The 16,898-nt window shown below is 57.7% G+C and carries 17 protein-coding genes; 11 read left to right on the forward strand and 6 right to left on the reverse strand.

The window, feature by feature from the left end:
• Nucleotides 1–18 precede the first annotated feature (18 nt).
• Complete coding sequence (gene orn / locus KI614_RS05195; protein ID WP_203469046.1) at nucleotides 19–579, forward strand: oligoribonuclease; 561 nt, start codon at nucleotides 19–21, stop codon at nucleotides 577–579.
• Nucleotides 580–643: 64 nt separating this feature from the next.
• On the opposite strand, the gene KI614_RS05200 is transcribed toward orn, so the two are convergent.
• The 6 genes from KI614_RS05200 to KI614_RS05225 form a co-directional block, all read right to left on the reverse strand.
• Nucleotides 644–2,278: an ArnT family glycosyltransferase gene (locus KI614_RS05200; protein WP_226408351.1), complete on the reverse strand. Its 1,635-nt coding sequence runs from the start codon at nucleotides 2,276–2,278 to the stop codon at nucleotides 644–646.
• A gap of 60 nt (nucleotides 2,279–2,338) precedes the next feature.
• The gene (rpmE, locus tag KI614_RS05205) at nucleotides 2,339–2,560 is read right to left on the reverse strand and encodes a 50S ribosomal protein L31 (protein WP_203469048.1); all 222 of its coding nucleotides are present in this window, start codon (nucleotides 2,558–2,560) and stop codon (nucleotides 2,339–2,341) included.
• A 112-nt stretch (nucleotides 2,561–2,672) separates the two neighbouring features.
• Entirely contained in the window at nucleotides 2,673–3,932 is a 1,260-nt protein-coding gene (rho, locus tag KI614_RS05210; RefSeq protein WP_203469049.1) for a transcription termination factor Rho, read from the reverse strand.
• Between the two features lie 154 nt (nucleotides 3,933–4,086).
• Entirely contained in the window at nucleotides 4,087–4,413 is a 327-nt protein-coding gene (gene trxA, locus KI614_RS05215) for a thioredoxin TrxA (RefSeq protein ID WP_203469050.1), read from the reverse strand.
• Nucleotides 4,414–4,517: 104 nt separating this feature from the next.
• Nucleotides 4,518–5,120 (reverse strand): response regulator transcription factor, encoded by a 603-nt coding sequence (locus tag KI614_RS05220; protein WP_226408352.1) that lies wholly within the window; start codon nucleotides 5,118–5,120, stop codon nucleotides 4,518–4,520.
• Nucleotides 5,117–7,102: a PAS domain-containing sensor histidine kinase gene (locus tag KI614_RS05225; RefSeq protein WP_226408353.1), complete on the reverse strand. Its 1,986-nt coding sequence runs from the start codon at nucleotides 7,100–7,102 to the stop codon at nucleotides 5,117–5,119. The genes KI614_RS05220 and KI614_RS05225 overlap by 4 nt, the downstream gene beginning before the upstream one ends.
• Nucleotides 7,103–7,256: 154 nt before the next feature.
• Here KI614_RS05225 and KI614_RS05230 point away from each other — a divergent pair, with 154 nt between their 5' ends.
• The 10 genes from KI614_RS05230 (at nucleotide 7,257) to KI614_RS05275 (ending at nucleotide 16,897) form a co-directional block, all read left to right on the forward strand.
• Nucleotides 7,257–8,606 carry a dicarboxylate/amino acid:cation symporter gene (locus tag KI614_RS05230; protein WP_226408354.1) on the forward strand — a complete coding sequence of 450 codons (1,350 nt, stop codon included), beginning with the start codon at nucleotides 7,257–7,259 and terminating at the stop codon, nucleotides 8,604–8,606.
• Between the two features lie 176 nt (nucleotides 8,607–8,782).
• Entirely contained in the window at nucleotides 8,783–9,787 is a 1,005-nt protein-coding gene (locus KI614_RS05235; RefSeq protein WP_226408355.1) for a TRAP transporter substrate-binding protein, read from the forward strand.
• 59 nt (nucleotides 9,788–9,846) lie between these two features.
• Nucleotides 9,847–10,557 (forward strand): TRAP transporter small permease, encoded by a 711-nt coding sequence (locus tag KI614_RS05240; protein ID WP_413464176.1) that lies wholly within the window; start codon nucleotides 9,847–9,849, stop codon nucleotides 10,555–10,557.
• A complete protein-coding gene (locus KI614_RS05245; RefSeq protein ID WP_226408356.1) occupies nucleotides 10,554–11,837 on the forward strand; it encodes a TRAP transporter large permease in 1,284 nt (427 codons plus the stop codon). Before KI614_RS05240 ends, KI614_RS05245 begins: the two co-directional genes overlap by 4 nt.
• Before the next feature lie 219 nt (nucleotides 11,838–12,056).
• A complete protein-coding gene (locus KI614_RS05250) occupies nucleotides 12,057–12,809 on the forward strand; it encodes a type IV pili methyl-accepting chemotaxis transducer N-terminal domain-containing protein (RefSeq protein WP_226408357.1) in 753 nt (250 codons plus the stop codon).
• A 63-nt stretch (nucleotides 12,810–12,872) separates the two neighbouring features.
• Nucleotides 12,873–13,559 (forward strand): hypothetical protein, encoded by a 687-nt coding sequence (locus KI614_RS05255; protein WP_226408358.1) that lies wholly within the window; start codon nucleotides 12,873–12,875, stop codon nucleotides 13,557–13,559.
• Between the two features lie 72 nt (nucleotides 13,560–13,631).
• Nucleotides 13,632–14,060: a nucleoside-diphosphate kinase gene (gene ndk, locus KI614_RS05260; RefSeq protein ID WP_226408359.1), complete on the forward strand. Its 429-nt coding sequence runs from the start codon at nucleotides 13,632–13,634 to the stop codon at nucleotides 14,058–14,060.
• Nucleotides 14,061–14,070: 10 nt separating this feature from the next.
• Entirely contained in the window at nucleotides 14,071–15,165 is a 1,095-nt protein-coding gene (gene rlmN, locus KI614_RS05265; protein ID WP_226408360.1) for a 23S rRNA (adenine(2503)-C(2))-methyltransferase RlmN, read from the forward strand.
• The gene (gene pilW / locus KI614_RS05270; protein ID WP_226408361.1) at nucleotides 15,162–15,959 is read left to right on the forward strand and encodes a type IV pilus biogenesis/stability protein PilW; all 798 of its coding nucleotides are present in this window, start codon (nucleotides 15,162–15,164) and stop codon (nucleotides 15,957–15,959) included. The genes rlmN and pilW overlap by 4 nt, the downstream gene beginning before the upstream one ends.
• On the forward strand, nucleotides 15,959–16,897 hold the full coding sequence (locus tag KI614_RS05275; RefSeq protein ID WP_226408362.1) for a helix-turn-helix domain-containing protein: 939 nt from the start codon (nucleotides 15,959–15,961) through the stop codon (nucleotides 16,895–16,897). The genes pilW and KI614_RS05275 overlap by 1 nt, the downstream gene beginning before the upstream one ends.
• Nucleotide 16,898: the final 1 nt, after the last annotated feature.

The following is a 16,898-nucleotide window of genomic DNA, read 5'->3' on the forward strand; positions in this document are numbered from 1 at the left end:
ACGAATTCGGGCAATTATATGGCAGGGAATGCAAACAACCTCGTCTGGCTGGATATGGAAATGACCGGTCTGAATCCGGATGGCGACCGGATCATCGAAATGGCCATGGTGGTGACCAATTCCGAGCTTGAAATGGTCGCAGAGTCGCCTTCGTGGGTGGTGCATCAGTCCGATGAGCGACTGGCAGCGATGGATGAGTGGAACCAGAAGACGCACGGCCGTTCCGGGTTGATCGACAAGGTCAAGGCGTCGACCATGAATGAGGCCGAGGTCGAGCAGGCCGCGCTGGAGTTCCTGAAGAAGTATTCCTCCAAGGGAAATTCCCCGATGTGCGGCAATTCAATCGGCCAGGATCGCCGTTTCATGGCGCGCTACATGCCGACCCTGGAAGACTTTTTCCACTATCGCAATCTTGATGTCAGCACTTTGAAAGAGTTGTGCAAGCGCTGGCAGCCCGAGATTTACAAGGGCTTCAAGAAGAAGAGCAAACATACGGCGATGGCCGATATTTACGAGTCGATCGATGAGTTGAAGTATTACCGCGAGCATTTCCTGGCCAAGCCGCAAGGTGGCCAGTGATCGTCATTCGCTGAAATCAGGATTCCCGCTGCGGCGGGAATTTTTTTTGGGTGTTCGGTTGCGGTCAACGCTGCAACAAGCGGAATTTTTCCTTGCGGTCACCCGGACGGCTGCCTTCCCATACCTTGGTCCAGTGGCCTCCCGGTGCGGCCAGTTCGCGTTTGGTATCTCCTCCGACAAGCAGCCAGTCACAGGATTTACCGGCTGGCGTATCGAATGATGCGGGTTCAATGCCGACGAAGTAGGCGAGCGAAGCGCGTTGGGCATCGGTCAGGCCGCGTTCGGCCAGGCAGCCATGATCATCCGGCAGGGCGCGGGCGATGGCCTGGGCAACCGGGCGATAGCTTTTGCCGTAGTCGAACCACGGCAGAATCAGCGTCGTTGCCAGCAGCCACAAAGTCGTGAAGCCCAGTGTCCAGTGTGTCAGGCTGCGATAGGGGGAGCGCGGTGCGGTGACGATCAGCCAGGCCCACCAGAATGTTGCAGCCAGGCCGATGAGCAAGGCGAAGCCGTCGAGATGGCCGATAAAACCGGGGCGCAGAATGGTGACGCGAGTAGCCAGTTTGGCTGGCCAGCCAAGTGCCATGGCCGACCAGCAAAGCCAGACCAGCCCGACAAACAGGCTGAAGGTCATCATCGCAAACCAGTCAAATGCATTGGCTGCCCCGCGGCGCAGTGTGAGCGCACCCGGTGTGGCAAGCAGGGCGAGTGGCGGCAGCATCAGCAAGGCGGGAATTTCACGCGGGCGGTAAGCCAGGGCGAGCAGTAATAACGTGATCAGCAAAAACACCAGGGGTAGCAATTGCGGTGCGGCCGAGATGGCTTTGCGCCGGGTCCATAGCGTCCAGGCGGCCAGGGGCAGGGCAGGAAAGGCAAACCAGGGCAGCATGGAGAGGAAGCGACCGGCCCCGCCTGGTGAAAATGGGGTTTTCAGCGGAGCCAGTTCGGTGGCCAGCCAGCCATGAAAACGGGCCGGTTCAAAGTAGAGCAACAGGGCCGGCCAGGGCAATATGAGCAGCCCGGCAATGACCAGGCCGACAAGCAGCGTCTGCAATGCTTTCGGGCGGTCCGGCGAGAGCCACCAGGCGAGCGGGGCGATGGCAAGCAGGGGGAGTGTTGGGGCGATACCGGTACCCAGCAGGCAGCCAGCAATTGCGATGCCGTAGAAAACGCCGGTCAGTCGCGGACGGCGGCCAATCGCCGCCAGTGCGCCCAGTGTGCCGGCATAAGCCGCCAGGCCGATCAGCATCGGCTGGGCATCGTGAGCATGGAAAAGCAGGCCGGCACAACCCGCCAGCAGCAGCGGACTGGCCGCTGCACTGTCCTGGCCGTATAACTCGCGGCCGGCATAGTACAGGCCGGTCAGTGCGAGGGCGACCCAGATGCCGCTGGCCAGTCGCATGGCTTCATGCAGCGGCAACAGCCAGCCGAACAGCTTGCCGGTCAGTGCGGCGCTCCAGTAATAGAGCGGGGGTTCGTGGAAAGCGCGACCGGCCAGGTCGGGCGACAGCCAGTCGCTGTAGGACAGCATGTGCCAGGCCGTGCCGATATGGATGGCGTCTTCGCCTTTCCATGGGTCGCGGCCAAACAGGCCCGCCAAGACATAAAAAGCCAGGATTGCAGCCAGCACCCAGCCGGCCGGAGGTAGGCTGATGCCACGCCGGATCAGTGAGAGCGGGTGTGTGGTGTGATCAGGCATTTTTTGCACAAATGAAAAAGGCAGCCGAATGGCTGCCTTTTTGCGTCCTGTTCAGAGCGATCAGGCAGCAGCCTTGCCGCGCATGGCGCCGAACTTCTGGTTGAACTTTTCAACGCGACCGGCGGTGTCGACGATCTTCTGCTTGCCGGTGTAGAACGGGTGGCAGAGCGAGCAAACTTCGACGTGAAGGTCTTTCTTCATGGTCGACTTGGTCGTGAAGTTGCTGCCACAGGAGCAGGAAACCTTCAGATCATTGTATTCAGGATGGATGGCGGCTTTCATTTTGTGTCCTTTCGTTACGCGACCGGCGGATGTGGCCGACCTGGAAAACGCGTGATTATCCTCTAATAATCACGCGCTTGCAATATAAATCGGGATATGGTTTTTGCTGGGCTTAACCGCGACGCATGGCGTCGAAAAACTCCTGGTTGCCTTTGGTCGATTTGACCTTGTCGAGCAGGAATTCCATGGCTTCCAGATCGTCCATCGGGTAGCAGAGCTTGCGCAGGACCCACATCTTCTGCAGCACGTCCGGCTTGAGCAGCAGCTCTTCGCGGCGGGTGCCGGAGCGGTTGACGTTGACCGCCGGGTACATCCGCTTCTCGGCCATGCGACGGTCGAGGTGGATTTCCGAGTTGCCGGTACCCTTGAATTCTTCGTAGATCACTTCGTCCATACGCGAGCCGGTGTCGATCAGCGCGGTGGCGAGGATGGTCAGCGAGCCGCCTTCCTCGATGTTGCGCGCGGCACCGAAAAAGCGCTTCGGCTTTTGCAGGGCATTGGCGTCAACACCGCCGGTCAGCACCTTGCCGGAAGCCGGCTGGACGGTGTTGTAAGCGCGGGCAAGGCGGGTGATCGAGTCGAGCAGGATGACGACATCCTTCTTGTGTTCGACCAGGCGCTTGGCCTTCTCGATGACCATTTCGGCCACTGCAACGTGGCGTGAAGCCGGTTCGTCGAAGGTCGAGGCAACGACTTCGCCCTTGACGGTGCGGGTCATTTCGGTCACTTCTTCCGGGCGCTCATCGATCAGCAGCACGATCAGCACGACTTCCGGATGGTTGGCCGTGATGGCGTGCGCGATGTTTTGCAGCATCACCGTCTTGCCGGTCTTCGGCGGCGCGACGAGCAGGCCGCGCTGGCCGCAGCCGATCGGGGCAATCATGTCGATGACGCGGCTGGTGATGTTTTCTTCGGACTTGATGTCGCGTTCGAGCTTGAGATGACGCGTCGGATGCAGCGGCGTCAGGTTCTCGAACATGATCTTGTTCTTGTTGGCTTCCGGCGGGAAACCATTGATCGATTCAAGCTTGGTCAGTGCGACATAGCGTTCGCCGTCTTTCGGTGTCCGGATTTCACCGGCGATGGTATCGCCGGTCCGCAGGTTGAAACGACGGACCTGGGAGGGAGAAACGTAGATGTCGTCGGTGTTGGCCAGGTATGACGTATCCGGCGAGCGAAGGAAGCCGAAACCATCGGAGAGCACTTCAAGGGTGCCGTCACCGTAGATGGTGACGCCCTTTTTGGCTTCGTGCTTGAGGATGGCGTAAATCAGTTCTTGCTTGCGCATCCGGTTGGCATTCTCGATGCCGGCCTCGGTGGCCATGTCGAGCAGTTTGCTGACGTGATGCGTCTTTAGTTCGGAAAGTTGCATGTGTGCGAATATGTGGCACCTGGGCGGGACGGACGGAATCCGGGCCGGAGGGGGTGCGATTTTCCTGGAGAGGGGAGTGATTGACGCCGGCCGGTGGCTCTAGACGTCTGCCTGAAGGTACAGAACGTACCTTCAGGCCGGGAGACTACGGAGATTACAGGTTGCTGTCAATAAATGCGGCAAGTTGCGACTTGGACAGTGCGCCAACCTTGGTTGCTTCGACATTGCCGTTCTTGAAGATCATCAGGGTCGGGATGCCACGGATGCCGAACTTGGCCGGGGTGGCCTGGTTGTCATCGATGTTGACCTTGGTGACCTTGAGTTTGCCGGCGTATTCGTTGGCGATTTCGTCGAGGATGGGTGCAATCATCTTGCACGGACCGCACCATTCTGCCCAGTAGTCGACCAGAACCGGTTGCTGCGCCTGCAGCACTTCGGCTTCAAAGGTGTCGTCGGTGACGTAATGGATGTGCTCGCTCATTAAATGCCTCGTGGGATGGGGTGTGACGAATATCAGGTTTGCGCCCGGGAGGGCGCGGGTCAATTTGGCAAGATGCTAGCGAAAAAAAAGGGCTTAGGGAAGCGTTACTGTCCGGGTTTTAGCAAATTGGCCAGCTCGACTGCGGTCTTGACCTGCATTTTGTCGAAAAGGTTGGCGCGATGTACTTCGACGGTGCGCATGCTGATATTCAGTTCGTCAGCGATGACCTTGTTGAACTTACCGGCCAGGACCAGTTCCATGATCTGGCGCTCGCGTGTTGTCAGGCTGGAAAGTCGGGTTTTGACCGAGTCGACCGTGGCATTGGCTGCGCGTTGCCGTGCATCGAGCTCCATGGCTTGTTCAATGCGCGTCGCCAGTTCGTTGTCGTTCAGCGGTTTTTCGAAGAAATCGAAAGCGCCTTTTTTCAGCGTGGCGACGGCCAGGGGAACATCGCCGTGGCCGGTCAGGAAAATGACAGGGAGTGTGGATTGGCGTTCGCGCAACTGATCAAAGCAATCGAGGCCGCTCATCCCGGACATGCGCATGTCGAGTACGACGCAGCCATTCGTGCTTGGGCTCCAGGCGGCAAGGAAGGCTTCGGCCGATGAGTAGGTGGTGCAGGGAATGGCCCGTGTTTTAAGTAACCAGGCGAGCGCGTCAAGAATGGCTTCGTCGTCATCGACCAGATGGGCTTGGGGCGTGTTCATGCGGCTTCCAGGGAAAGTGTGAACGTAAATGTCGTACCGGTGCCTGTGGGTGACTGAATATTGTCTTCAGCCCACAGTCGACCGCGATGAAATTCGATGATCGAGCGACAGATCGAGAGGCCAACACCCATGCCTTCGGGCTTGGTTGTGAAGAAGGCGGTGAATAGCTTGTCGCGGATTTCGGGGCTGATGCCGCTGCCGTGATCGCTGACGCTGACGCTCAGCTCGGTTTCGCTGAGTTCGGTTGCAATGCGCAGGGTTCGGTATGGTTCCGGGGTGGCGCTCATGGCTTCCATGGCGTTGCGGATCAGGTTGAGCAGCACCTGTTCAAGCATCAGGCGGTCTGCCGGGATAGGCGGGAGACGGGGAATCTCGCAGTCGATCCGGATGTGGTACTTGCGGGCATCCGCCTCGACAAAACCGAGGCAGTCTTCGATAACTTCGCCGACGGCACAGGGCGCGCGCTTGGGTTCGCTCTTGCGTACGAAGTCATGGACCCGGCGGATGATCTTGCCGGCTCGTTGCGCCTGGACGCCCAGTTTTTCGAGTGCGGGCCGGATTTCTTGTGCCGCAACATTGGGGCGTTCGAGCAAATTCAGGCAGCCGCTGTTGTAGCTGGCAATGGCGGCAAGTGGCTGATTCAGTTCGTGAGCCAGCGTCGACGCCATTTCGCCCATGGTGACCAGGCGGGCAGTGAACTGGAGTTGTTCTTGTTGTTGCCGGGCCAGTTCTTCGGCCCGCCGGCGCTCGGTAACGTCGAGTACGGATGCCATCCAGCCGGTGTGCAGACCGTTGCCGTCAATCAATTTTGCTTCGTAGACCAGTGCGTGAAAACGCTCGCCACTTTTACGCATGAAAGTCATTTCAAAGCCGTCGGGCGGGGCTTCGCCGGCCATGACGGCCTGGTGAACAGCGAACGTTTCATCGATCTGCTCGGGGACCCAGTAGGGCATCGGCGGAACCTTGCCGACCAGCTCTTCGCTGCTGAAACCGGTGATCTTGCAGAAGGCCGGGTTGACGTAGATGACTTCGCCTTTCAGGTCGCGCGCACGCATGCCAACCGTCAGTGAATTTTCCATGGCGGTACGAAAGGCGTGTTCGGCTCTGAGGGCTTCCTCGGCTCGCGAGCGTTTTTTCATCAGGTCGCGGACCAGCCAGAGACTCCAGAATACGCCGCCAGCCAGGAGCAGAATGGCGCCGGCCAGCAGGCGTTGTAGGGGGTTGGCAGCGGTCTGGTAGCTGGTGACGCGAAATTGCAGGCCGTAGCCGGGGGGTTCGAACGGCAGGTTGTAGCTGATGTTCGGCGTGCCCTGAATATTCGATTTTGCGGCGTACTGGATATCGTTGTCATCGATGATGGTGACTTGATATTTTTCGGCAAACCACCAAGGCACGAGATCGGCCAGCAAGGTGTCGAAGCTGTACACAGCAACCAGTGCGCCGACAAATTCGCGGTCGACGAAAATAGGCACGGCAATTTCAAAGTGCGCTGTATTGCCGGTCAACAGGAATGGTTCACTGTAAATGCGCTTGCCAAGCCGGGCGGCCAGTTCGAATGCCTTTTGCGTGACGGGTGGGCCGAATGATTCTATTTCCCCATCAGGCGGGCCGGCGGCCGGAATGGCATCGACGACATTGCGGCGTTTGTCGAACCACAGTATTTGCGAAACATCTGAGTTGTTTTTGAGTATGTGTCCGGCACGCAGCCGGAATGTTTTCTTTGACTCGGGCCCCATACTTAATTCCGAGGCCAGTTCCTGCATTTGTTCTTCTGTGCCGCTGAGATGAAAGCGGACGTTTTGTTCGAGCCAGAGAACATCCTTGATCAGGCTGGTGCGTTCCTCGTCTATTTCATTTTGCTGGAGCAGCCAAAGCAGCGCGATAACCGCAGCCAAAAGCAAGACGACGCCAAGTTTCGGAAGCGCCAGCAGGATGCGCAGGCGCCGGGTGCCGGGAGGAATGATCGGAGTGGTCGAACTCATGGCGCAGATGGTACACCACGCAGTTTGTCTTGCTGCCTATTGTGGGTATCCACAATACGGATATCCACAATGGTGAAATGAGTTGCATCTGACGATACTTGCGCCCGCAAAATCGTGAGTTATTCGAGGGTTGTCACCAAAGGGGCTAGGTTCCATGGCAAAAAAAGCGGTTTATAAAAGTCTATATTTTCAGGTGATCATCGCGATCATCATTGGTGTTTCGCTGGGGCATTTCTACCCCGAAACCGGTGCGGCGATGAAACCGCTCGGCGATGGCTTCATCAAGCTGATCAAGATGATCATTGCACCGATCATCTTCTGCACCATCGTGGTCGGCATTGCCGGCATGGAAGACATGAAAAAAGTCGGCAAGACGGGTGGTCTCGCCGTTTTGTACTTTGAGGTCGTCAGCACGATCGCCTTGATCATCGGCCTGATCGTGGTCAATTTCTGGCAGCCGGGTGTTGGCATGAATGTCGATCCTTCGACACTCGATACCAAGGGAATCGCCAAGTACGCTGCGCCGGGCCAGATGCAGTCGACCGCCGACTTCCTGATGAACATCATTCCGACCAGCGTGGTTGACGCTTTTGCCAAGGGCGACATGCTGCAGGTCCTGTTTTTCTCGATCCTGTTCGGTTACTCGATGCATGCCTTTGGTGAGCGGGGCAAGCCGGTTTTCGAATTGATCGAAAAACTGTCGCATGTGCTGTTCGGCATTGTCGGTGTGATCATGAAAGTGGCCCCGATCGGTGCGTTTGGTGCGATGGCTTATACCATCGGCAAGCATGGTGTCGGCAGCCTGACCCAACTGGCCAGTCTGATGGGTGCTTTCTACCTGACCTGCGTGATCTTTATCTTTGGCGTGCTGGGCAGTATTGCTGCATTCCATGGCTTCTCGATCATCAAGCTGATCAAGTACATCAAGGAAGAGCTGTTCCTGGTGCTCGGCACCTCTTCTTCGGAATCTGCTTTGCCGCGTCTGATGGCCAAGATGGAAAATGCCGGCGCTGAAAAATCGGTCGTCGGTCTGGTTGTACCGACCGGCTACTCCTTCAATCTTGATGGCACCTCGATCTATCTGACGATGGCTGCCGTCTTCATTGCCCAGGCAACCAACACTCCCCTGGATTTGCAGCATCAGATCACTTTGCTGGTCATTTTGCTGCTCACCTCAAAAGGTGCCGCTGGCGTTACAGGGAGTGGCTTCATCGTTCTGGCGGCAACCTTGTCTGCCGTCGGTACCGTGCCAGTGGCCGGTCTGGCCCTGATTCTGGGTATCGACCGTTTCATGTCCGAAGCCCGTGCGCTGACCAACTTCATTGGTAACAGCGTAGCCACGCTGGTTGTTGCCAAGTGGTGCAAGGCGCTGGATGCCGAAAAGCTCAATGCCGTGCTTAATGGTGAAACGCAGGATGAGGCCGACTACCCCGAACTGGTGCTGGATGATAACGATATCCCGCCGATTCCTCATAGTCCGCGCCCGATTGTCGAGCACCACTAAGACATTCAAGCGTCAGAAAAACCGCCGGCTGGTCCGGCGGTTTTTTTATGCCTGAAATTTGCGTGGCAGCAGGATGTTGTGGATAACCACAATACGCGGCGGTTATCTATTTAGTAATAATTTCACTCAGTTGCAAATCTGAATGCAGCGTTAGTTAACCCCTGGAGGAGAAAAACATGAAAATTTCAAAACTGATGATCGGGCTGTTTGCCGGTATGGTCTCGATTGCCGCTTATGCCCAGCAGCCGATCGTGATCAAGTTCAGCCACGTTGTGGCTGCCGATACGCCGAAGGGCAAGGCCGCCGAAATGTTTGCCAAGAAGGCTGGCGAACTGACCAAGGGCAAGGTCAAGGTTGAGGTTTATGCCAACTCAACCTTGTACAAGGACAAGGAAGAGATGGAGGCGTTGCAACTGGGTGCCGTCCAGATGCTGGCGCCGTCGCTGGCCAAGTTTGGCCCGCTGGGTGTCAAGGAATTCGAAGTCTTCGACTTGCCGTTTATCTTCAGTGACTACGATGCGCTGCGCAAGGTGACCAATGGCGCCGTCGGCAAGCAACTGCTGGCCAAGCTTGAACCCAAGGGTATTCGCGGTCTGGGGTATTGGGACAACGGTTTCAAGTCCTTCTCGCTGAACACGCCGATCAAGACCCCGGCTGATCTGAAAGGCAAGAAACTGCGCATTCAGTCCTCCAAGGTGCTCGAAGAGGAAGTGCGTGCGCTTGGCGGTCTGCCGCAGGTGATGGCTTTCTCCGAGGTGTATCAGGCTTTGCAGACTGGCGTGGTCGACGGTACGGAAAACCCGATTTCCAACCTCTACACCCAGAAAATGCATGAAGTCCAGAAGCATCTGACGCTGACCGAGCATGGTTACCTGGGTTACGCCGTCATCGTGAACAAGAAGTTCTGGGACGGTTTGCCGGCCGATGTGCGCGGGCAGTTGGAAGATGCCATGGAGCAGGCTACGCGTTATGCCAACCAGATCGCCAAGGTTGAGAACGACAGCTCTCTCGAAGCAGTCAAGAAGAGCGGCAAGACGACGGTCTACGTGCCGACCAAGGAAGAGCGCCTGGCTTTCAAGAAAGCCCTGGTGCCGGTCCATCAGAAGATGGAAGGCCGCGTGGGCAAGGATGTCATTCAAGCGGTCTACAAGGACACCGGCTTCAAGCCGGACAGTCTCTAAGCGCCAGTGCAACAAAATCGGGGGCGCAGGCCCCCGAGTCACGAATGGGGGAATAACCTATGTTGAACAGGGCACTCAATCATCTTGAAGAGTTGCTGGTCACGCTGCTGATGGGTGCGGCGACCGTCATCATCTTCATCTCGGTGGCGCACCGTTATATGGCGGGCGTCGAGATTCCTGTCTTGCAGGATTGGCTGCTGACGCTCAATTTCAGCTGGGCGCAGGAACTGTGCATCATCATGTTCGTCTGGATGGCGAAATTCGGCGCCGCTTATGGCGTGCGGACCGGTATCCACGTTGGCGTCGATGTGCTGATCAATCGACTCGATGACAAGATACGCGGGAAATTCATCGTTTTCGGCCTGCTGGCCGGCGCGACCTTCACCGGCATCGTGGCCACCCTCGGCGCGAATTTTGTCTGGGAAAACGGTGCGCACTACGCTATTTTCCAGTTCTTCGGGATTGATACCGGCGACAACTACGAAGGGCCGACGACGCCTGACCTTGAGTGGCCGACCTGGATCGTTTACAGCGCCATTCCGCTGGGCTCGTCGCTGATGAGTTTCCGCTTCCTGCAGGTGACCTGGAGCTTCCTGAGAACCGGGGAGCTGCCGCATCACGATCATGGCCATGTCGATGGTCTGGAGGATGAAAAACCACCGGTTAACGTCAATCTTTACGGCATGGACGACAATCTGCACATGCACGATCTCAAGCATCCGATGGTTGGTGAGCACCAGAATGACAAAAAAGGGAGCGACCAATCATGAACGCCCTTGTGATTTTTACCCTGCTGGCAGTGCTCATGCTGACCGGCATGCCGATCTCGATTTCGCTGGGTCTGACGGTGCTCAGCTTCCTGTTCACGATGACCCAGGTGCCGCTTGAGTCGGTTGCACTCAAGTTGTTCACGGGCATCGAGAAGTTTGAGATCATGGCCATTCCCTTCTTCATCCTGGCCGGGAATTTCCTGACCCATGGCGGGGTGGCCAAGCGGATGATCAATTTCGCCACGTCGATGGTCGGTCACTGGTATGGCGGTCTCGGTCTGGCTGGCGTGCTGGCCTGTGCGCTGTTCGCTGCGGTGTCGGGTTCCAGCCCGGCGACGGTGGTGGCGATTGGTTCGATCCTGTTGCCGGCAATGGTCAAGGCGGGTTTTCCGAACAAGTTCGGGGCGGGCGTCATTGCCACCTCGGGGGCGCTCGGCATCCTGATTCCGCCATCCATTGTCATGGTGATGTACTCGGTGGCAACCAATACCTCGGTCGGCGCCCTGTTCATGGCCGGGGTGATTCCCGGTCTGGCCCTGGCGGGCGTGCTTGGTGGTGTGACCTGGTATCGCGCCAAGAAGTACGACTATCCGCGTCAACCGAAGGCGACCTGGGGGGAGCGCTGGAAGGCCTTCCGGGCTTCCGTCTGGGGGCTGTTGCTGATCGTCGTCGTGATGGGTGGGATTTACTCCGGCATCTTCACGCCGACCGAAGCGGCAGCAATGTCCGCGGTCTACGCCTTTATTTGCGCCGTTTTCATCTACAAGGATCTGGGGCTGAAGGATGTGCCGAAGGTACTGCTCAATTCGGCCAACATGTCGGCGATGCTGCTTTACATCATCACCAATGCCGTCTTGTTCTCCTTCATCATGACCAATGAAAACATCCCGCAGGCCCTGGCCGACTGGATGCTGGGCAATGGCCTGGGCGTCATCACCTTCCTGCTCGCAGTGAATGTGATCCTGCTGCTGGCCGGTAATTTCATGGAACCGTCGTCGATCGTGCTGATCTTCGCGCCCATCCTTTTCCCGGTTGCGGTGGCGCTTGGCATTCATCCGGTGCATTTCGGCATCCTGATGGTGGTCAACATGGAGGTCGGCATGTGTCATCCGCCGGTTGGTCTCAATCTCTACGTGGCTTCCGGGATTACCAAGATGGGGATTACCGAGCTGACCATCGCGGTCTGGCCGTGGCTGTTGTCGATGCTTGGTTTCCTGGTTGTGGTCACCTACTGGCCTGACTTGTCCTTGTGGTTGCCGCGTACCATGGGCATGCTCTAGTCATCGATTGACTCGTTTAGCCCCGGCTGCGGCCGGGGCTTTTTTGTGTCGGCTCTCTTGCGGTCGACAGACGGAATGGGTCTGATTTCCTGCCGTGTCACAAAAATGTAATCCTTGCATGGTCAAATTGCCGCCCTTTGCCGGTGCGGTGTCGTCATGAATGGTCGTTTTGTGTGTGTTCTTATCGCAGGCATCTGCTGGGCTTTATTGGGCAGTTCGTTGTCACATGCCGCAGACGCCCCTCCGATTGCGCGCGATATTGCCAGCGCTGGCTCGCTCCGCATGCAGGCGCAGCGGATTGCCAAGCTGTATTTGCAGCTTGGATTGAAGGTTGGCGAAGTTGCGGCCCAGCGCCAGATTGGCTCGGCCATCGTTCTGGTTGATGCCGAGCTTCGGCGGCTTGACGGATATGCCAGAAAACCCGGTGTTCAGCGAACTTTCGGGCGTTGCGATGCGGCTTGGCAAGAGCTGCGCCAGGTTGTTGTCCGGCAAGTGTCGAGAAGCAATGCCGAGCGCGCTACTCAATTGGCTGAAGAGTTGTCGATTCATGCCGGAAAGCTGGCGATGCAAATCGAGGCCGAGGCGGAAACACCGGTTGGCCGCTTGCTCGATCTTTCTTCCCGGCAAAACATGCTGGCCCAGCGTTTGGCTCGACTCTACATGCAGGTTCAGGCGGGTGATCAGTCGCAAGGCTTGCTGGTCGACCTCGAGCAGACGCGCAAGGAGTTTGCGGCAGGATTGAGCGCCATCGAATCGGCTGCCGAAAGTTCGTCAGCCAGCCGCGATGCGCTGGTTCTGGCCAAAAACCAGTGGGTTTTTCTCGATGCAGCGGTCAGTCAGTTGCGCGTCCGCTCAGCAGATGGTCGGGCCGCCAGGGATGTGGCGAGCAGCAGCGAGCGAATCCAGGAGATGCTGGCGGCCGTGACGGCCCAGTACCTGCAGGACTATCCGGTGGTACGGCCTGCCCGCTGATTGGCGCGGAGGGCAGAGGGTTGCTGTGGCACAATCCGGCGTCCCGAACCGAATCGACTGATCATGAAATTTGCCTTCTCGCTGATTGCCTTCGTCCTTGTTGCGCTGATTGTTCCATTTTTCCTGCCGGCCGCCGGCAAGGTGGAAGGAGTCGACCCGAACAGCAATCTGCCCTGGCAAATCGAGACGGATGGTCAGGGCGGGAGTCGTGTTTTCGGCCTGCAGCCAGGGAGTAGCACGCTGGCCGATGTTCGTCGTCAGCTGGGTAGCGAAATCGAGGTGGCAATTGTTGCCGAGCCAAACGAAATCGGGATGCTCGAAGGTTACTACGCCCAGGTTTCGCTGGGTTTTGTCATGGCCAAGGTGATTGTCACGGTCGACCTGCCGGCCGATGCGGTTTCTGCCATGCGCGAACGCGCCTTGAAGGCCAAGCACATGGAAAGTACGACACGCAAGATCACGCTTCATCCAGATGACTTGGCTGCGGCCGGCAGCATGCGCATCAAGGCGATCAGCGTGGTGCCGACGATCAATCTGGACGAAGCAACGATCGTCCAGCGTTTTGGTCAGCCGGACGAGCGTCTTGTTGTTTCTGAAAAGCGGGTGCATCTGCTCTATCCGACGCGTGGTCTGGATGTCGTGGTCGATACGGAGGGCAAGGAATTGCTGCAGTACGTCGCGCCACGTGATTTTGCTTCCTTGCGTGAGCCCTTGCGCAGCCTTGAGGCCGGCAAAACGGCCGGTCAGTGAGCCGGGTTTTTCTGCCGCTTATCTGCTAAAATTACCGGTTTTTCAACTGACTAGCTTTTGCGGAGCAATTAAATGGCTATCGAACTCGCCCTCTCCATCATCAAACCCGATGCTGTTGCCAAGAACGTTATTGGCAAGATTTATTCCCGTTTTGAATCCAACGGTCTGAAGATCGTTGCTTCCAAGATGGTTTGGTTGTCCGAACAGGAAGCCGGCCAGTTCTACGCCGTGCACAAGGCTCGCCCGTTCTTTGCTGATCTGGTCAAGTTCATGACCTCCGGTCCGGTCATGATTCAGGTTCTCGAAGGCGAAAACGCCATCGCCAAGAATCGCGAACTGATGGGTGCCACCAACCCGAAGGAAGCCGCGCCGGGCACCATCCGTGCTGACTTCGCCGAGTCGATCGATGCCAACGCCGTGCACGGCTCTGACGCTCCGGAAACCGCCGCTGTTGAAGTTGCGTTCTTCTTCCCGGGCCTGAACGTTTACGCTGGCCGCTAAGCAGTAATCGATGACCGTCAATCTGCTGGATTTCGATGGCGAAAGCCTGACTGCCTGGTTTGCCGAGCAGGGTGAAAAACCCTTCCGGGCCAAGCAGGTTTTGCGCTGGATGCATCGTTCCGGGGTGGCGGACTTCGACGCCATGACCGATATTGCCAAGAGTCTTCGCGAGAAGCTCAAGGTGATGGCGGTCGTGGCGCCGCCTGCCGTCGTCTCCGACAAGCTGTCGGATGACGGCACGCGCAAGTTTCTGATCGATGTCGGCAACAACAATGCCGTCGAAACGGTGTTCATTCCCGAAGACGATCGCGGCACGCTGTGCGTGTCGACTCAAGCTGGTTGTGCGCTCGATTGCGCCTTCTGTTCAACCGGCAAGCAAGGTTTCAACCGCAACCTGACGGTGGCCGAAATCATCGGGCAGGTATGGCAGGCCAACAATGCGCTTGGCGCGGTCCACGGCGACGAACGGGTCATTTCCAATGTCGTGCTGATGGGCATGGGCGAGCCGCTGGCCAATTTTGAGAATTCCGTTGCCGCTCTGAAGCTGATGCTCGACGACAACGCTTATGGTCTGTCGCGTCGCCGCGTCACGGTCTCCACGTCCGGTCTGGTGCCGGTGATGGATCGACTGCGCGACGAATGTCCGGTCGCCCTGGCTGTCTCGCTGCACGCGCCGAATGACAAGCTGCGCGATGAGCTGGTGCCGATCAACCAGAAATATCCGCTCAAGGAATTGATGGCGGCTTGCCAGCGTTATCTGGAAAAAGCGCCGCGCGATTTCATCACCTTCGAGTACGTCATGCTCGACGGCATCAACGACAGCGATGCCCACGCCCGCGAATTGCTGGCGCTGGTCAAGCATGTGCCGTGCAAGTTCAACCTGATTCCGTTCAACCCCTTTCCGGGGTCGCCGTTCAAGCGCTCCCCGGCTGAGCGGGTGCGCCGCTTTGCCGATATCCTGATGCAGGCTGGCATCATTACGACGACGCGCAAGACGCGGGGTGATGATATCGACGCCGCATGCGGCCAGTTGGCCGGCCAGGTTCAGGACAAGACCAAGCGGACGGCCGGACGTGTTATTCGAATCAAGGAGGAAAGCGCGTGAAACTGTTCTCTTTGTCCCGGCACGCGGTCGGAACCTGCCTGCTGATCTTGTGTGCCTTCGGGGTGCAGGCACAGAGTAATTTTGACGCGCCTTCCAATCCGCGTAATCAAAGTTCAAGCGACCCCAAGAATCGGGCAAAAATCCATACTGAACTGGGCTCCATGTATTTCCAGGGGGGCAACATGTCGGTTGCACTCGATGAGTTGCGCATCGCTCTTGAAGCCGATTCGGGATACGTGCAGGCCTACAGCGTGCGTGGCCTGGTGTATGCCAATCTCAAGGAATATGCCCGCGCCGAAGCCGATTTCAGGCGGGCGCTGGAGATTGCGCCGAACGACCCGGAAGTCAATAACAACTACGGTTGGTATCTGTGCGAGACGGGCAAGGAACGGCAGTCGATTGCCTACTTCCTGAATGCCCTCAAGAGCTCCCTCTACGAAACACCGGACCGGGCTTATACGAATGCCGGAACGTGCGCACTCAAGGCCGGTGATCTCGACGGGGCACAGAATTATTTGCTGCAAGCACTGCGTTTTGCTCGCGACGAGGCTGTTTCTGCCCGTTTCCAGCTGGCCAGTCTGTTTTATCAGCGCGGAAATCTTGAAGAGTCACGGGTTTATCTGACCGACTCTTTGAAAATGATGGGGCAACCCTCCGCCGAAGCCTTGTGGCTCGGTGTCCGCCTTGAGCGCAAGCTCGGCAATCGGGTTGCCGAAGGTAGTTATGCGGCGCAATTGCGTAGTCGTCACCCGACATCGCCCGAATATCAGGAATTCCTCAAAGGTAATTTTTAATGAGTGAGCAGCTTAACGAGGGAGAAATTCCGGTCCTCAATGTTGAAGTCGAGGCACCGCCGACGGTCAGTGTCGGCCAGCAGTTGCGTAGTGCAAGGTTGGCCCGTGGTCTTGCCTTGCCCGATGTGGCGCAGACGCTGAAATTGGGCGTGCGACAGATTGAAGCGCTTGAAAATGGTGATTGGCAAGGCTTGCCGGGCCAAACCTTCATTCGTGGTTTTGTGCGCAATTACGCACGGCTGCTTCAGGTCGATGCGGGGCCGCTGATGCTGCAACTCGACAGCATTCTTGAAAAGCCGGCCAAGACACTGGCTGTGCCTGAAGGCCGTCTGGGTTCGATGCCGCAGACCGGTGGCTCGATTTCACGTCGTGACCGTGCCGTCATTCTCTCTGGAATCGGCCTGGTTGCCGTGGCTGGGCTGGTTTACTTCCTGTTGCCGAATGATTTGTCTTCGCTGCGCGAAAGTACGCAGGGTTTGCTCGATTCTTTTGCCCGCAAGGAAGCGCCTGCGCCGGTTGCAGCATCTGCGCCGGAACCGGTTTTCCCGCCAGGTTCGACGCCGCAGCAAATCATGAATCCGCAAGCTGAGCCGGTGCCGCCTGCGCCAGCCGAAGTGGCTGCGCCTGCACCTGCACCTGCCGCTCCTGCCGCAGCGCCGGTGGCTGCGGTTGCCAGCGAGCAAAAAGCACCGGTTCCCGGTGCGGCGCAGTTGCGTTTTGTTTTTGATAAGGAATCCTGGGTCGAGGTCCGTGATCGTGACGACCGGATCATTTTTTCCCAGCGTCCGGGCAGTGGTGCCGAGCGTCAGGTTGCAGGGCAGGGGCCACTTTCTCTGGTGATTGGTTACGCGCCGGGCGTCAAGCTCTACTGGCGTGGAGAGTTGATTGATCTGGTCCCGCATACCCGTGGCGATGTGGCCCGTCTGGTGCTGGAGTAAG

It is taken from the genome of Dechloromonas denitrificans (assembly GCF_020510665.1).
Lineage (GTDB): Bacteria > Pseudomonadota > Gammaproteobacteria > Burkholderiales > Rhodocyclaceae > Azonexus > Azonexus denitrificans_B.

Bases quoted from the DNA above. Each gene is read 5' to 3' on its own strand.
- KI614_RS05225 (WP_226408353.1), bottom strand. From the start codon at position 7,102: ATGAGTTCGACCACTCCGATCATTCCTCCCGGCACCCGGCGCCTGCGC.
- KI614_RS05240 (WP_413464176.1), top strand. From the start codon at position 9,847: ATGTTGAACAGGGCACTCAATCATCTTGAAGAGTTGCTGGTCACGCTG.
- trxA (WP_203469050.1), bottom strand. From the start codon at position 4,413: ATGAGCGAGCACATCCATTACGTCACCGACGACACCTTTGAAGCCGAA.
- KI614_RS05255 (WP_226408358.1), top strand. From the start codon at position 12,873: ATGAAATTTGCCTTCTCGCTGATTGCCTTCGTCCTTGTTGCGCTGATT.
- rpmE (WP_203469048.1), bottom strand. From the start codon at position 2,560: ATGAAAGCCGCCATCCATCCTGAATACAATGATCTGAAGGTTTCCTGC.
- ndk (WP_226408359.1), top strand. From the start codon at position 13,632: ATGGCTATCGAACTCGCCCTCTCCATCATCAAACCCGATGCTGTTGCC.
- KI614_RS05245 (WP_226408356.1), top strand. From the start codon at position 10,554: ATGAACGCCCTTGTGATTTTTACCCTGCTGGCAGTGCTCATGCTGACC.
- KI614_RS05200 (WP_226408351.1), bottom strand. From the start codon at position 2,278: ATGCCTGATCACACCACACACCCGCTCTCACTGATCCGGCGTGGCATC.
- KI614_RS05230 (WP_226408354.1), top strand. From the start codon at position 7,257: ATGGCAAAAAAAGCGGTTTATAAAAGTCTATATTTTCAGGTGATCATC.
- orn (WP_203469046.1), top strand. From the start codon at position 19: ATGGCAGGGAATGCAAACAACCTCGTCTGGCTGGATATGGAAATGACC.
- KI614_RS05220 (WP_226408352.1), bottom strand. From the start codon at position 5,120: ATGAACACGCCCCAAGCCCATCTGGTCGATGACGACGAAGCCATTCTT.
- KI614_RS05275 (WP_226408362.1), top strand. From the start codon at position 15,959: ATGAGTGAGCAGCTTAACGAGGGAGAAATTCCGGTCCTCAATGTTGAA.
- rlmN (WP_226408360.1), top strand. From the start codon at position 14,071: ATGACCGTCAATCTGCTGGATTTCGATGGCGAAAGCCTGACTGCCTGG.
- rho (WP_203469049.1), bottom strand. From the start codon at position 3,932: ATGCAACTTTCCGAACTAAAGACGCATCACGTCAGCAAACTGCTCGAC.
- KI614_RS05235 (WP_226408355.1), top strand. From the start codon at position 8,783: ATGAAAATTTCAAAACTGATGATCGGGCTGTTTGCCGGTATGGTCTCG.